The organism is Saccharopolyspora hattusasensis, assembly GCF_050972075.1.
Classification (GTDB): Bacteria; Actinomycetota; Actinomycetes; order Mycobacteriales; family Pseudonocardiaceae; genus Saccharopolyspora; species Saccharopolyspora hattusasensis.
Window position 1 is genome coordinate 2,953,431 of the sequence record NZ_JBPCDC010000001.1, and the last position, 14,677, is coordinate 2,968,107.

Here is a 14,677-nt window from a genome sequence, read left to right on the forward strand (position 1 = left end):
CTCGTCGGAGGGTTCCGCGCCGGGCGAGGAAAATCCGGCGGATACGTGCCACACCTCCCACAACAACGTCGTCTTCCAGGTAACTTGGTTGCCATGGGCCTTGCCGACGACCGCGATTTGCTGCCACTTGGATCGGGATTCGACCTCGCTCGCAAGAACGGCTACGACCGCGCCCAGGTCGATGAGCACCTCGAGCGACTCGACGCCGACATCCGCATCCTCTCCGCGGATCGCGACGCCGCGGTCTCCCAGGCGCGGGATCTGTCGAAGCAGCTCGAATCGGCCCGGTCCGAGATCGAGAACCTGCGCGGCCAGGTCGAACGGCTCGCCAAGCCGCCGACCACGCTGGAAGGCCTCAGCGAGCGGCTGCAGCGGATGCTGCGGCTCGCCCAGGACGAGGCGAACGACATCCGGGGCCGCGCCGAGAACGACGCGGCCCAGATCCGCGCGCGCTCCGAGTCCGAGGCGAACAACCTCCGCAACCGCTACGAGCGGTTGATCTCCGCGGTCGACAGCCGACGCAGCGAGATGGAGACCGAACACCGCTCGCTGATGGACAAGGCCAAGGCCGAAGCGGGGCGGATCACCCGCGAGGCCGAGGAGAACCGCAAGCGCGCCGACCAGGAGGCCGAGGCCCGCCGGACCCAGGTCGAAGAAGACTTCGAGATCGCGATGGCCGCGCGCCGCAGCGAGTCCATGCGGACCCTCGCCGAGCAGGAGGCCACCAGCAAGGCCGAAGCCGAGCGCCGGGTCCGGGAAGCGACCGAAGAGGCCAACCGCCGCCTGCGAGAAGGCACCAACGAGGCGCACCGCCGGGTCCGCGAAGCCACCGACCAGGCGAACCGCATGGTCACCGACGCCACCGCGAAGGCGGAGCAGCTCACCCGCGAATCCACCGAGGCCGCCCAGAAGCGCGAGCGGGAAAGCACGGAAGCGGCCCAGAAGCTCACCCGCGAGTCCACCGAGGCCGCGCAGAAGCGCGAACGGGAAAGCACCGAGGCCGCGCAGAAGCGGATCCGCGAGAGCAAGGCGGAAGCCGAGCGGCTGGTCCGCGAAGCAACGGAGGAGTCCGAGCGGCTGGTCCGCGAAGCGACGGAGAAGTCCGAGCGGCTGGTCCGCGAAGCGACGGAGAAGTCCGAGCGGCTGGTCCGCGAAGCGACGGAGAAGTCCGAGCGGCTGGTCCGCGAGTGCACCGAAGAGGCGACCCGCCTCATCGACGAAGCGACCCGCGAGAGCAGGCGCCTGGTCGAGACGGCCCGCGAGGACTCCCAGCGCCGCCTCGGCACGACCACCGAAGAAGTCCAGCGCCGCCTCGCCAAGGCCGACAAACAGGTCCACTCCCTGACGGAACTGCGCGAATCGGTGGCGAAGAAGCTCCGCGACGCCGCCGAGATGCTCGGCCAGACGACGCCCCTCCTGGAACGCCTCGCCCAAGAGGATTCCGAAGAGGACAAGCTCCGGGAAGCGGCGGCGGAAGCCCGCGAACAAGCCCGCGAGGACGCCGAAGCCAACCTCGCCCGAGACTCCCGCGACGACGCGGCGAAGCCGGGCAACGCGACGAAGCCGGGCGGGGCCGCGAAGTCGGGTGACCAGGCGAAGCCGGCGCCCGAGGCGACGAAGTCGCCGCAGGCCGGAGCCGCGAAGCAGGTCGAGGCACAGCCTGCGAAGCAGGCGAAGCCGAAGGGGCAGGGCGGCAAGCCGTCGGGCGGCGGCGAAGCCGTCGACGACGGGCCGACGGAGCAGATCCACCGGGACACGGCCCGCGGCCATGGCCCGCACGACGAGCCGACGCGCCGCATCCAGCTGCCGGTGCCGGACGGCAAGGGCCAGCAGCGCTCCCACAGCGCCACCCGCATCGACGCCACCAACCAGCAGCGCCGGTGACCGCGGCTCCTGACGAGCCAAGACCTTCGCGAACTTGTGGCCCGCTCGCCCTCGAGTACTGGTCGGACCCACGACAGGCGGCGGTCCGGCGCGTACATCGTGCGGCCCAGCGGCGTCCGCTTCGGATCACTTGAACTGCTCGGCCGTTTCGAAGAAGTCGCCTGATCGCAGCATCGAGCGGGATGCCCGACCACCGGGCGAGAACTAGCGCTCATCCGAGCCGGGAAAGCCGGGGGCGGACGGCTTCGGCGAATGCGTCCGGCGACTCGATCGACGGCAGGTGCCCGGCACCGGGCAGCGTCACGAGCTCGCTTCCTGACAGCGCGCCGGCGAGTTCGCGCGCGTTCTCGGGCGGCGTCAGGGTGTCCTCCGGACCGGATTCCCCACGCGCCGCCGCGGCGAAGGTCGCCACCTGGCCGTGAGTGATTTTGGGCGCCATAGCACCGAAAAACGCTCACGGGCCTAGGGCTGGGCGGATCCGCGAGGCCTACAAATTGTACAGGCGACGGTCACCGGAATGTCCACGATGGATCGCAGTTCGGCGGCGATGCGGGACGCCGTCGCCCCCGGCAGGCGAGCAGCGCGCCCCGGTTACGGTCGGGCGAGGTCAGCAGGTCAGTGAGCAGCTCGCCGCGCACCTCGTCCTCCGCTTTCGCCACAGATCGGCGCAGCATCAGCAGCAAGGCGGTGACCACCGCCGCCCGCTCGAAAAGCCGCCGGTCCGCGCTCGTCGTTGTCGGCGACAGCCCTGGTGTCGACGAGAAGCAGACCCGCGACCCCGTTGCGGCGAGGCCCGCGGCACCGCCATCGCGACGGAGCCGCCCATCGAGCATCCGCCCAGGACGACCTGCGGCAGCTCCAACCGGTCCAGCAGGGCCAGGATGTCGGCGGCCGCGAGGTCGAGGCTCGGGTGCTCGCCGTGCGGCGGTTCTCTCTCCCCCCAGGCTCCGCCAGGCTCCGCGCCGGTGAACCGTCCAGCGCGCTCGCGCCGAGCCCCCGCTGGTCCACAGGCCGGGCGCCGTCGCGGATGCTCGCGGCCGTGCGGCGGTTCCGCTACCGACCCCACGCGCCGCCGCGGCGAAGGTCGCCACCTGGCCGTGAGTGATTTTGGGTGCCATAGCACCGAAAAACGCTCACGGGCGTTGGGCTGGGCGGATCCGCGAGGCCTGCAAATTGTGCAGGCGCAGTGCGAGTTGGATCTCCAGCGCTCGGTCCGGCGCTTGCCAGTCGCAGCCGAGCAGGGAACCGACGCGGTCCAGCCGCTGCACGACCGTGTTGACGTGCACGTGCAGGGCGTCCCTGGCCCGGGTGAGGTTCGCCCCCGCGGCGAAGTAGGCGTGCAGCGTGTCGACCAGTTCGGTGCCTCGCCGGGCGTCGTAGTCGAGCACCGGTCCGATCGTTCGGCGCACGAAACCTCCCAAGTCGGTCTGCTCGCCCAGCAGCACGCCGAGGAACCCAAGCCCGTCCATGGCCGCACCCTCGCCGATCCGGCCGAGCGCGAGCAAGACGCGCAGGCAGCGGGCCGCTTCGGCGTGGGCCGCGGCGATCTCCTGCGGCCCACGCGCCGGACCGGCCGCACCGACGGTCACCGGCGTGTCCACCATGGATCGCAGTCCGGCGGCGATGCGGGACGCCGTCGCTCCCGGATCGCCTGCGGGCACCAGGAGGACGACCTCCTCGGCGTGCATGCCGGCGAGCGCGGCGCACCTGCCGGCCGCCACCGCCAGCCGCGTGCGGGGCACCCTGTCGGCGTGCGCGATAAGCACCGCATGCGGCTCGACGAGGTCCAGTCCGAGCCGCTCGGCGCGGGCGAGCAGCGCGCCCCGGTTACGGTCGGGCGAGGTCAGCAGGTCGGTGAGCAGCTCGCCGCGCACCTCGTCCTCCGCTTTCGCCACAGATCGGCGCAGCATCAGCAGCAAGGCGGTGACCACCGCCGCCCGCTCGAAAAGCCGCCGGTCCGCGTCGACCAGATCCGCCCGCCCGACCAGCACGATGCTGCCAAGCAGTTCCGGTCCGGCCTGCACCGCACACACCCAACCGTCCGATGTGGACACTGCACGGCCAGCTGCCCGAGACGTCGCGACCGCTTCCGCCGACGGCTCGGGCGGCGCGGAGCCCGAACCCGTCAGCTCGGTGCCGTCCGCGTCGAACATCCCGATCGCACCACGCAGCACATCGGCTACCGCCGCGGCCACCTCGGGCACGTCGCCGCCGCGCAGCACCAGATCCATCAGCCGGTCGTGGGCCTCCTCCGCGCGGTGCAGGGCCTCGCTGTGCGCGCTGATCTCCTCCAGCAGCGCGGCGTTGTCCAGCGCGATCGCGGCGTGGTCCGCCAACGAGGACAGCAGGGCGACCTCGTCCGGGGTGAACTCGCGGCGCGTCCGGTCAGAGGCGTAGAGCACGCCGATGACCTGGTCGCCGAGCGCCAGCGGCACGCCCAGGATCGCGGTCAGCCCCTCGTCGCGGACCGCCGAGTCGATCGGCCCGGTGTGCCGGAACCGCTCGTCCGCGAAGTAGTCGTGGGTCGCGTACGGCTGGGCGGTCTGCGCTACCAGCCCGCCCAGCCCCTCGCCCATGCCGAGCGTGACCTTCTGGAACAACCGCGACACCGACCCGTCGGTGACCCGCATGTAGGTGCGGCCGGCAACCTCGTCGTTGAGGCTCAGGTAGGAGACGTCCACACCGAGCAGCGTGCGGCCGCGGCGCACGATCGACCGAAGCACCGCGTCGGTGTCCCGCAGCCTGGCCAGGTCGCTCGCGGTGTCGAACAGCGCGCTCAGCTCGGCCTCGCGGCGGCGGTGCGCACCTAGTGTGCTGTGGACCCGCAGCGCCAGCGCGGTGACCTTGCCCAGCTGCGGGTTCTCGACCGCCACGTGCGCCAGCTGCTCGCTGCTCGCGCCTGCGGCGAGCAGTTCGAGCAGCCGGACCACGTCGTCGTTCACTTGCTCATCTTGTCACTGCTGCACGGGCCTCCGGTGCCTCGTCGTGCAGCGAGCTGCCCGCCGTCTCCTTCGCCAACACGACCGCGACCAGCGTGATCGCGCACATCGTGAGGACGTAGACCGACACCGCGACGGTGCTGCCGAAGCCCTGCAGCAGCGCCACGGCGACGATCGGCGCCAGCGCACCTGCGGCGATCGAGGACAGCTGCCCGCCGATGGAAAGCCCGGTGTAGCGCACCCGGGTCGGGAACTGCTCGGCGAAGAACGCCGCCTGCGGCCCGTACATCGCGCCGTGCAGCAACAATCCCACGGTCGTCGCGACCGTGATCACCACGACCGATTTACTGTCCAGCAGGGCGAAAAACGCGAAGCCCCACGCCGCCATCGCGACTGTTCCGAACAGGTAGACCGGCTTGCGCCCGATCCGGTCGGACAGCGCGCCCCACAGCGGGATCGCCGCGAAGTGCAGCAGCGAGCCGATCAGCACCGCGTTCAACCCGACCGACTTCGGCAACCCCAGCGGACCGGTGACATAGACCAGGATGAACGCGGTGAGCACGTAGTACGACACGTTCTCGGCCATCCGCGAGCCGATGGTGACCAACACCTGACGCCAGTGCGACCGGAACACCGCGACCACCGGGACGGTCTTGGTCTCTTCGCGCTGCTCGGCCTTCGCCTGCGCGGCCAGGAAAACCGGCGACTCGCTGACCGCGAGCCGGATCCACAGGCCGATCACCACCAGCGCGCCGGAGAGCAAGAACGGAACCCGCCAGCCCCAAGCCAGGAACGCCTCGTCGGACTGCGTCGCGGCGAGCACCGCGAGCACCGCGGTGGCCAGCAGGTTCCCGCCGGGAGCCCCGCACTGCGGCCACGACGCCCACAGCCCGCGGCGCCGGTCGTCGCCGTGCTCGGACACGATCAGCACCGCGCCGCCCCACTCGCCGCCCAGCGCGAAGCCCTGGACCAGCCGCAACAACGTGAGCAGCAGCGGCGCGACCACGCCGACCGCTGCATAGGTGGGCAACAGTCCCATCGCGCAGGTGGAACCGCCCATCAGCAGCAGGCTGAGCACCAGCAGTTTCTTGCGCCCGATCCGGTCGCCGAAATGCCCGAACACCAGCCCGCCCAGCGGCCGGGCGAGGAACCCGATGGCGTAGGTGGTGAACGCCAGCAGGGTGCCGGTCAGCGGATCCGCCTGGGGGAAGAACAGGTGGTTGAACACCAGCGCGGCGGCCGAACCGTAGAGGAAGAAGTCGTACCACTCGATGGTCGTGCCTATCAGGCTGGCTCCGACGACCCGCGCGATCGAGCGGTTCTGGTTGCTGGCCAAGGGAAACACTCCTTTGTGTCTGGGCCGGGTCAGGCGGCGGTCCAGCCGCCGTCCATCGGTACGGAAGCGCCGGTGACGTGTGCCGCGTGCTCCCCGCAGAGCCAGCGCACGAGCTCGGCGACCCGATCGGGATCGATCAGCCGCTTGAGCGCGGCGCGGTGCAGCAGGATCCGCTCGACGACATCGGACTCGTCGAGGCCGTGCGCGGCGGCCTGCCCGGCGATCTGGTCGCGCACCAGCGGCGTGTCGACGTAGCCGGGATTCACGCAGTTGCTGGTCACGCCGTGCTCGGCACCCTCCAGGGCGACCACTTTGGACAGTCCTTCGAGCGCGTGCTTCGCGGCGACGTAACCGGCCTTGAACTGGCTGGCCCGCAGGCCGTGAACGCTGGAGACGTGCACGAGCCGGCCCCAGCCCCGGGAGTACATGTGCGGCAGCACCTTGCGGGCCAGCAGGAACGGGGCGGTCACCATCACCTGCTGCATGCGGACGAAGGTCTCCGGCGGGAACTCGGGCAGCGCGGCGACGTGCTGGAAACCCGCGTTGTTGACCAGGACGTCGACCTCGGCGGGAAGCGAGTCGACCGCTGAGGCATCGGCCAGGTCGACGACGTGCGCCCAGCCTCCGACGTCGGCGGCGACCCGCTCGGCGGCGGGCCGATCGAGATCGACGATGTGCACCTTCGCCCCGGACGCGGCGAGGGCCCGCGCGCACGCTCGCCCGATGCCGCTGCCCGCGCCGGTCACCAGCGCAACGCGCCCGTCCAGCCGGTTGTCACTCATGCCACAGGACGTTAAGCGGCGAACCCCGCAACGCCTATGTGTGCAGACACCACAACATCACTGGCTTCCATGGCCCTGTTCCCCACGACTGGCGCCGGGCGGGTGCCAAACCGCCCGGCACCGGGTCGGCGTCAGCTCACCGCTAGTCACCGCTAGTCCGCCGCTAGTCCCCGGTCGACGGGCAGGACCACCCCGGTCGCGTAGGCGGCGTCGCTCCTGGTCAGCTGCAGCACCCACCACCAAGGGAACCTGCCTGTCACCCGCAAACCGGGGCGGTCAGGAGTCGATGATGGTGACCTGGCGGGTTTCCGACGGACCGTCCCAGGTGCGCGGCAGCGGCGTCGGCACGTCCGGCGCCACGACCCGCACGATCGCGTCCAGCGCGGCCTCCGCCTTGCCTACCCACAGGTGCTTGGTGTCCGGGAAGCCGGTCACCTCGGCCTGCGGGATCGCCGCGAACCGCCGGCGCGCCTCGTCCGGGCGCAGGTAGTCATCGAACTCCGGGATCAGCGCGTGCACCGGCTTGCCCGATTCGGCCCAGGCCGCCAGGTGCTCCTCGGTGCTCCAGCGCAGCGGGGGGGAGATCAGCACCGCGCCCTCGACCAGCGGGTCCAGGCCATGCACCAGCGTCAGGTCGGTGCCGAACGACCAGCCGACCAGCCACACGTTCGGCAGGTCGTGGAACTCGGCGAACTCCAGCGCCGCGGCCACGTCGAACCGCTCGCTGTTGCCGCCGTCGAAGCTACCCTCGCTGCGCCCCGCCTCGCTGACGGTGCCGCGTGTGTTGAACCGCAGCACTGCGAGGCCGGCGAGCGCGGGCAGCCGGAACGCCGCCTTGCGGTAGATGTGGGAATCCATCATGCCGCCGTGGGTGGGCAGCGGGTGCAGGCAGATCAGCGTCGCCCGCGGCGGCCGGGACTCCGGCAAGGCCAGCTCACCGATCAGCTTCAGCCCGTCGGCCGTGTGCAGGGTGATCTGTTCGCGGCGGGCCGGCAGCATCGTGTTGGCGCGGATCTCGGTGCTCATCGCCCCGATCCTGCCACGAACGAGTGGCAGACATGGTGTGACGTGCTACGACCAGCGCCGCGTCGGCCCGCGCCGACCGCGCGCGTTCCAGCATCCGTTGTGCCAGTGGCGCCGGTCCGCCACGCCGCCCTGCTCCGCTTCCGGCCAGGCCACCACGTGCGCGATGCCAGGTCTGATCTCGTGGTCGCAGCCCGGGCACCGGTAGACCTTCGTGGCCTGCGCGGCCGGCACGGTGCGCACCATCCAGTCGCCGTCCGGGCCGTGTTCGACGCGGGACATGCCGAACGCGGTGCCCATCGCACGGTGGCTGGTGTCCTGGGTCAGGCCCTTGGGGCGCTGTGGTCGGTTACGTCGAGGCACGTCCGCAACGGTAACGGCCCGGCTACGGCGCAGACGTCGGCAGGTGCGGCCAGACCTGCCCGGCCAGCCCGCGGGCGTACTCGCACGCATCGATGCCGGTCATGCCTGGAACGGCCACGACCAGCATCGCCACCTCGACCTGACCGGCGGCCGGGTCGCCGAACGGGAGGCGCCCGGTTTCCGCGGAGCACAGCGGAACCTGTGGGTCACCGCCTACGATGCTGAGCACGGTGCGCCGGTCCGCGATCGACTCCTCGACGGCGGCGCCGTGCAGGACTTTCGGCGGATCACCGGCGGTGTGCAGGAACTGGACCCGCGGCGAATCTGCCTCCGGCGCACCCCACATGCACTGGTGCCCGGCCGGGGTCGGCTGCGGTTGCGCCTCTTCCAACCCGGGAATCTGCTGCACGGCAGCGGAATCCAGCAGCGTGCACGGATCCACCAGGGCGAGCGAGTTCGCCGCGTACGCCCGGTGCCCAACCCGGTGCTGTTCGAGCGCGTCGACCGCCGCGTCGGCCCCGGCCTGGGCGATCGCGCAGAGCCCGGCGGCCGGGTCGCCGACCAGCAGATCGACGCTGACCTGCATCGCGATGTTGTCGGCGAAAAGGATCTGCCGGGTGCAGTGCCCGGGCAGCGGCGCGTCCTGCACGATCCGCAGCGACCCGCGCTGGACGACCGGGCTGCCCTGCTGGTTCGGGACGGTGTCGGCGAGTTCCCCGATAGCGAGCTGGACCAGCGAGCCGTCATACGGCTTCACGTGCAGCAGGCAGTAGTCCAGCGACACCGTGCCGGTGTTCTCGGTCTGCCCCAACCCCTGCAGCGCGGCCGGATCGGCCAGCGTGCAGGGGTCCACTGTGCGCAGATCGCCGAGTTCAGCTCGGGCCGTGCCCGCATCGCTTTGCCGGCTGCCGGACTGGCTGGGCGGTGGGGTCTCCGGCGTGCACCCCGCCACCAGCAGCACCAGGAGGAGCAGCAGCGGCATGCCTCGGTGGCGGAGAAGCGACATCAACTCACCCTAACCGCGCCCGCGCCCCGACGGCCAGCCACACCGCTGCCGACGCGAGCAAGGGAACCTTCCTGTCACACCCGGCACTGCAGGGTGGGAGCAAGGGAACCTTCCTGTCACACCCGACGCTGCAGGGTTGGGAGCAAGGGAACCTTCCTGTCACACCCGACGCTGCAGGGTTGGGAGCAAGGGAACCTTCCTGTCATCCGAGACGCCGGTGGCTCGTCGAGCCTCCGTCCGGGAGCCGGCTACTCGTCGAAGTTGCGGTTGGCGAGGTCGAGGACGCGCTCGACCGCTTGGCGCGCGTCCGGGCCGTTGGCGTGCAAGACGATCTGGTCGCCCTTACGCGCGCCCAGGCCCATGACGCCGAGCACGCTGGACGCGTCGGCTTCCTTGTCGCCCAACGAGATCGTGACGTTCGCCTGCAACCCGGTCAGGCTCCGGGCCAGCAGGGCCGCCGGGCGGGCGTGCAGGCCGACTTCGTTGGCCAGTTCCAGTTCCTGGCGGACTTCCTCTTCCGCCGTCGGCGCGCCCGGTTCGGCGAGCTCGCCGCCCTCGGCCGCCGCCTCGGCGGCTCGCGCGACTCCCCGCATGTCGCCGCCGCCTTGCGCCGCGACGGCCGCGGCGACCGCGCCCTCCACGAGCGGCGCGTCGACGACGAGCGCGGTGCTCGGATCTCCCAGCGATTCCACGGCGAGTTCGGCGAGCATCTGCGCGCTGCCCAGGTCGTAGAGCACGACGGCACCGGCACCGGTGTTGGCGTCCGAGAGGGCGGCGGACACCTTCTCGAAGTCTGTGCCGATGTTGCCGTCCGGCAGTCCGCCTGCGGGCATGACCCGCACGTCGGGCGCGACCTGCCGGGCGAGTTCGACGACGCCTTCGGCGAGCCGGGCGCTGTGCGAGACGATGACCAGTCCGACGTTCATGAGCGGGACCTCGTGGCTTCGGCGAATGCGGACAGCAGCAATGCGGTCGAGCGCGCGCCTGGGTCGATGTGCCCGGCGCTGCGCTCGCCAAGATACGACGCGCGTCCCTTGCGGGCCACCAGCGGTTCGGTCGCCTGGGTGCCCTGGTGCGCGGCTTCGGCGGCGACGGCCAGCACTTTCGCCGCGCTCTCACCGGATTCCGCGGCGCTCTTGGCAGCTTCCACCGCCGGCGAGAGGGCGTCGACCATCGTCTTGTCGCCGACGGCCGCCCGGCCCCGGGCGACGACGCCTTCCATCCCGGCCTGCAGCGCCTTGGCGACCGCCGCGCCGTCGAGCTCCTCGGCTGCGCCGACCGCGGCCGCCGCGCGCAGGAACGCCGTGCCGTACAACGGTCCGGACGCGCCGCCGACGGTGGAGATCAGCACGGTGGCGGCCAGCTTCAGCACCGCGCCCGGCGTCTCCGGCGCCACCGTGTCCACTTTGGACACAACAGCGCGGAAGCCGCGGTCCATGTTCTCCCCGTGGTCGGCGTCGCCGATCGCCCGATCCAGCTCGATCAGCTCGTCGCGGTGCTCGGCGACGGTGGCCGCGCCCGCGCGCAACGCGACGACCACATCGTGTGCAGTGCAACCCATCCCGCGTTCTCCCTCACCAGTGCAGCGCGGCGGTGTGCACCGGCGCGTCCCAGAGCTCGGTCAGCTCGTCATCCAGCTTCAGCAGCGTCAGGCTCATGCCCTGCATCTCCAGGCTAGTGATGTACGGCCCGACCAGGCGGCGCCGGACACGGATGCCGCGCTCCGCCAGCAACCGCTCGGCGATGCCGTGCGCCAGGTAGAGCTCCAGCAGCGGGGTACCGCCCATCGAGTTGGTGAACAGCAGGACGTCGTCCCCGGAAGCGAACGGCAGGTCCTCGACGATCGGGTCCAGCAGCCGCCGGACGATTTCGTCCGCCGAGGCCAGCGGCACCCGGGCCCGGCCGGGCTCGCCGTGGATGCCGATGCCGATCTCCATCTCGTCCGCGGCGAGGTCGAAGCTCGGCTGGCCGACGTGCGGCACGGTCGGCGCGTTCACCGCCATGCCCATCGAGCGCACCTGCGACACGATCCGCTTGGCCAGCTCTTCGCACCTGTCCAGGTCCATGCCACGCTCGGCGGCAGCGCCGACGATCTTCTCCACCAGGACCGTGCCGCCCACGCCGCGCCGACCCGCGGTGTGCGTGGAGTCCTTCACGGCCACGTCGTCGTCGACGATCACGCTGCGGACCTCGACGCCGTCCATCCCGGCCAGCTCGGCGGCGGTCTCGAAGTTGAGCACGTCACCGGTGTAGTTCTTCACGACCAGCAGCACGCCCGCGCCGCCGTTGGTCTCGTCGATCGCCGCCTGCACCGCATCCGGGGTGGGTGAGGTGAACACCGGGCCCGGCACCGCCGCCGAAAGCATCCCCGGCCCGACGAACCCGCCGTGCAGCGGCTCGTGCCCGGAGCCGCCGCCGGAAACCACCGCGACCTTGCCGGACACCGGGGCGTCCGCGCGCACGATCACCGCGGGATCGGTGCGGACACGGAGCAGGTCCGGATGCGCGGCGGCCATGCCCCGCAGCGACTCGGCGACCACGTCCGCCGGATCGTTGATGATCTTCTTCACCCGCTGGCCTCCTTGCCTGCCGCACCGACGCCGGGCGCCGATCGACTAACCGTCGACTCCGCACCCCAACGCCCGGTCGCGGGGTGCGAGAGCAAGGGAACCTTCCTGTCACCCACAGCGCAAGCCCAGGCGAAACGCCGAGTCGATCAAGCGGAGTCGGATCAGCGTCCGCGCACCAGCCGCATCAGCCGCACCACGCGCCGGACGGTGCCCTTGGCCCGGCCGAAGCTCATCGGGTTCAGCGGGAGCCGGTACCGGAGCCGGGTCACCGACTGCGGCCGGGCGAACTCGCGCAGCCCGTCCGCGCCGTGGATCCGGCCGAACCCGGAGTCGCCGACCCCGCCGAACGGCAGCGACGGCACACCGGCGAAAGCGATCACGGAGTTCACCGCGACCATCCCGGTGCGCAGCTGCCGCGCCAGCTCGACGCCCCGGGCCCGCGAGAACACCGACGCACCCAGGCCGTAGCGGGAGTTGTTGGCGCGGGCCACGCCCTCGTCGGCGTCGCGAACCCGCTGCACCACGATGGTCGGCCCGAAGGTCTCCTCGGTGACCGCGGTGGAGTCCTCCGGCACATCGGTGAGCACCACGGGCTCGACGAACGGGGGACGCACCGAATGCTCGCCGCCCACCACGGCCCGGCCGCCGCGCTGCAGCGCGTCGTCGATGTGGCCGCGGATGATGTCGACTTGTGAGGGCATCGTGATCGGGCCGAAGTTGGCGCCCGGCTCACCGCCCGGACGCAGCTTCCCGGCCCGCTCGGCGATCATCTCCAGGAGCCGGTCCGCGACGGCGTCGACGACGTAGACCCGCTCCACACCGATGCAGGTCTGCCCGGCGTTGGACATCGCGCCCCACACGGCCGCATCGGCGGCAGCGGCCAGGTCGGCGTCCGCGTCGATGATCAAGGCGTCCTTGCCGCCGCACTCGACCAGCACCGGGATCAGGTTCTCCGCGCAGGACGCCATCACCCGCTTGCCGGTGGCGGTCGAACCGGTGAAGGCGACCTTGTTCACCCCGGAGGCGCAGAGCGCCGCGCCGGTCCCGCCGAAACCGGTCACCAACTGCAAGACCGGGTGCTCGGGCACCGCCTCGGCGAAGCTGTCGACCAACCACTGCCCGACGCCGGGGGTGAGTTCGCTGGGCTTGAACACCACCGCGTTGCCCGCGGCCAGCGCGTAGGCGATCGAGCCCATCGGCGTGAACGCCGGATAGTTCCACGGGCCGATCACGCCAATCACGCCGTACGGCAGGTATTCGACGGTCGCGGCCTGGTTCGCCATCAGGACGCCGGAGGAGACCTTCCGGCGGCGCAACACCTTTTCGGCGTTGCCCGCCGCCCAGTGCAGGTGGTCGATCACCAGGACCAGTTCCAGTTTGGCGTCGTCGAGCGGCTTGCCGGTCTCCGCGCAGACGACGGCGGCCAGCTCGTCGACGCGTTTGGAAAGCAGCTTCCGCCACGCGTCGAGCCGCTGCTTGCGCCCGGAGAAGCCGAGCTCGGCCCACCCCGGCTGGGCCTCGCGCGCCGCGGCCACCCGCGCGCCGACCTCCGCCACGTCGTGGATCGGGTGACGCCCCACGACCTCACCGGTGCGGGGGTCGATCGATTCGAACGTCGGTGGCTCCTCGGTCGTCCCGTTGGGCATCTCGACGCTGCCACGGGCGGTCTGGGTCATCGCCGGCCTCCCCACCTTTACGTCGGTCGTTGTCATCGTGAAGCCTACGGAATTCGGTGGCGGACCGGGACCGTCATGCGGTCGGCAGCTTGGCCCGCGCCTGTTTCGCCAGATTGGTCGCGTTCACGCAGGGATTCATTGGGATCCGGCCCATGTTCGTGATCTCGATCTGCACGAACTCGCTCTCGCCCGCCGCGTTGGCGTTCTTGCGGTGCTCCCACTCGACCGCGCAGGTCGGCGGGTCGGAGCTGCCGGGCACCACGAGGCCCGGCACGCCGGCGAGGTCCACCGGCGCCAGCGGGCTGCCGTCCAAGGCACCGACGCCGAAGTTGATGGTCACCATCACGGAGTTGTCCGCCGACCATTCGCAGGAGTAGAGCCCTTCCCCACCGGCCGAATTCGCCGGGCTGCCCATCGCCGCGTCGCGGATCGCGGCCGGGTCGAGGATCTCGCACGGGTCGAACCCGGCCAGCCCACCCGACGAGCGGGGGCTGACCGGCGGTTTCGTCCGCACCATGTCGACGACGTCGGTCAGGATCTGCACGGCCGGCGAGCAGACGTCCGCCTGCTCGCTGCTCAGCTGGATCTCCAGCCCGCGCGGGTCGGCGAACTGCTCGGCGTCGGCGCCGGCGTACGCCACGGACGTGAAGCAGGAGCCCGAACCGTTCTCGTAGATGGCGGCGGGCAGCCCGCCGATGCGGTGCGCCCCGACATCGGACACCTTCTCGTCGAAGTAGAGCGTGACGTTGAACGACTTGCCGTTGCGGTCCTTCATGTAGTTCGCGCAGGTCCCGAGGCCGTCCGGGGTGAATTCCGGGGCTGGTGCGCCGAACCTGCCTAGGTCGATCGCCTGCAGCGTGGCGCACACGTCCACCCCGCGCTGCCGGTCCGGCGCGAAGGCCTGGTCCAGCAGCCCGGGCTTGTTCAGCTCGAACTTCGACACCTCGACGGCCCGCCGGGCCGAGGTCGACTTGCCCTCCGCGGCGCAGCCCGCCGCTGCGAGCGTGGTGAGCGCAGCGAGCAGCGCGGCGATCGAGGTCACTGGTCGGGGCACGGCGATCACACTATCTAGCGATCGGCCATCGTGGACGGGAACCT

14 protein-coding genes are annotated in these 14,677 nt (G+C 71.2%); 1 reads left to right on the forward strand and 13 read right to left on the reverse strand.

Annotation, left to right across the window (positions count from 1 at the left end; genetic code table 11):
- The first annotated feature begins 93 nt into the window (after positions 1-93).
- The gene (locus tag ACRXBZ_RS13230; RefSeq protein ID WP_433879388.1) at positions 94-1,884 is read left to right on the forward strand and encodes a M protein; all 1,791 of its coding nucleotides are present in this window, start codon (positions 94-96) and stop codon (positions 1,882-1,884) included.
- A 211-nt stretch (positions 1,885-2,095) separates the two neighbouring features.
- Here the strand turns inward: ACRXBZ_RS13230 and ACRXBZ_RS13235 are convergent, their stop codons facing one another.
- The 13 genes from ACRXBZ_RS13235 to ACRXBZ_RS13295 form a co-directional block, all read right to left on the reverse strand.
- Positions 2,096-2,323 carry an alpha/beta fold hydrolase gene (locus ACRXBZ_RS13235; protein WP_433879389.1) on the reverse strand — a complete coding sequence of 76 codons (228 nt, stop codon included), beginning with the start codon at positions 2,321-2,323 and terminating at the stop codon, positions 2,096-2,098.
- A 70-nt stretch (positions 2,324-2,393) separates the two neighbouring features.
- Positions 2,394-2,717 carry a hypothetical protein gene (locus ACRXBZ_RS13240; protein WP_433884141.1) on the reverse strand — a complete coding sequence of 108 codons (324 nt, stop codon included), beginning with the start codon at positions 2,715-2,717 and terminating at the stop codon, positions 2,394-2,396.
- 300 nt (positions 2,718-3,017) lie between these two features.
- Complete coding sequence (locus ACRXBZ_RS13245) at positions 3,018-4,826, reverse strand: helix-turn-helix domain-containing protein (protein WP_433879390.1); 1,809 nt, start codon at positions 4,824-4,826, stop codon at positions 3,018-3,020.
- 4 nt (positions 4,827-4,830) lie between these two features.
- Positions 4,831-6,159, reverse strand: coding sequence for an MFS transporter (locus ACRXBZ_RS13250; RefSeq protein ID WP_433879391.1), 1,329 nt, complete (start codon positions 6,157-6,159; stop codon positions 4,831-4,833).
- Between the two features lie 29 nt (positions 6,160-6,188).
- Positions 6,189-6,941 carry a 3-hydroxybutyrate dehydrogenase gene (locus tag ACRXBZ_RS13255; RefSeq protein WP_433879392.1) on the reverse strand — a complete coding sequence of 251 codons (753 nt, stop codon included), beginning with the start codon at positions 6,939-6,941 and terminating at the stop codon, positions 6,189-6,191.
- A 276-nt stretch (positions 6,942-7,217) separates the two neighbouring features.
- The gene (locus ACRXBZ_RS13260) at positions 7,218-7,967 is read right to left on the reverse strand and encodes an alpha/beta hydrolase (protein WP_433879393.1); all 750 of its coding nucleotides are present in this window, start codon (positions 7,965-7,967) and stop codon (positions 7,218-7,220) included.
- Positions 7,968-8,012: 45 nt separating this feature from the next.
- Complete coding sequence (locus ACRXBZ_RS13265; protein WP_433879394.1) at positions 8,013-8,327, reverse strand: Rv1322 family protein; 315 nt, start codon at positions 8,325-8,327, stop codon at positions 8,013-8,015.
- 22 nt (positions 8,328-8,349) lie between these two features.
- Positions 8,350-9,333 carry a DUF3558 domain-containing protein gene (locus ACRXBZ_RS13270; protein WP_433879395.1) on the reverse strand — a complete coding sequence of 328 codons (984 nt, stop codon included), beginning with the start codon at positions 9,331-9,333 and terminating at the stop codon, positions 8,350-8,352.
- Positions 9,334-9,581: 248 nt separating this feature from the next.
- Entirely contained in the window at positions 9,582-10,259 is a 678-nt protein-coding gene (gene dhaM / locus ACRXBZ_RS13275) for a dihydroxyacetone kinase phosphoryl donor subunit DhaM (protein WP_433879396.1), read from the reverse strand.
- The gene (gene dhaL / locus ACRXBZ_RS13280) at positions 10,256-10,894 is read right to left on the reverse strand and encodes a dihydroxyacetone kinase subunit DhaL (RefSeq protein WP_433879397.1); all 639 of its coding nucleotides are present in this window, start codon (positions 10,892-10,894) and stop codon (positions 10,256-10,258) included. The genes dhaM and dhaL overlap by 4 nt, the downstream gene beginning before the upstream one ends.
- A 13-nt stretch (positions 10,895-10,907) precedes the next feature.
- Positions 10,908-11,903: a dihydroxyacetone kinase subunit DhaK gene (gene dhaK, locus ACRXBZ_RS13285; RefSeq protein ID WP_433879398.1), complete on the reverse strand. Its 996-nt coding sequence runs from the start codon at positions 11,901-11,903 to the stop codon at positions 10,908-10,910.
- 161 nt (positions 11,904-12,064) lie between these two features.
- The gene (locus ACRXBZ_RS13290) at positions 12,065-13,579 is read right to left on the reverse strand and encodes an aldehyde dehydrogenase family protein (RefSeq protein ID WP_433879399.1); all 1,515 of its coding nucleotides are present in this window, start codon (positions 13,577-13,579) and stop codon (positions 12,065-12,067) included.
- Between the two features lie 73 nt (positions 13,580-13,652).
- Entirely contained in the window at positions 13,653-14,633 is a 981-nt protein-coding gene (locus ACRXBZ_RS13295; RefSeq protein ID WP_433879400.1) for a DUF3558 family protein, read from the reverse strand.
- Between the last annotated feature and the right edge of the window lie 44 nt (positions 14,634-14,677).

Bases quoted from the DNA above. Each gene is read 5' to 3' on its own strand.
- ACRXBZ_RS13260 (WP_433879393.1), bottom strand. From the start codon at position 7,967: ATGAGCACCGAGATCCGCGCCAACACGATGCTGCCGGCCCGCCGCGAA.
- dhaL (WP_433879397.1), bottom strand. From the start codon at position 10,894: ATGGGTTGCACTGCACACGATGTGGTCGTCGCGTTGCGCGCGGGCGCG.
- ACRXBZ_RS13255 (WP_433879392.1), bottom strand. From the start codon at position 6,941: ATGAGTGACAACCGGCTGGACGGGCGCGTTGCGCTGGTGACCGGCGCG.
- ACRXBZ_RS13230 (WP_433879388.1), top strand. From the start codon at position 94: ATGGGCCTTGCCGACGACCGCGATTTGCTGCCACTTGGATCGGGATTC.
- ACRXBZ_RS13240 (WP_433884141.1), bottom strand. From the start codon at position 2,717: ATGCTCGATGGGCGGCTCCGTCGCGATGGCGGTGCCGCGGGCCTCGCC.
- dhaM (WP_433879396.1), bottom strand. From the start codon at position 10,259: ATGAACGTCGGACTGGTCATCGTCTCGCACAGCGCCCGGCTCGCCGAA.
- ACRXBZ_RS13270 (WP_433879395.1), bottom strand. From the start codon at position 9,333: ATGTCGCTTCTCCGCCACCGAGGCATGCCGCTGCTGCTCCTCCTGGTG.
- ACRXBZ_RS13290 (WP_433879399.1), bottom strand. From the start codon at position 13,579: ATGACCCAGACCGCCCGTGGCAGCGTCGAGATGCCCAACGGGACGACC.
- ACRXBZ_RS13235 (WP_433879389.1), bottom strand. From the start codon at position 2,323: ATGGCGCCCAAAATCACTCACGGCCAGGTGGCGACCTTCGCCGCGGCG.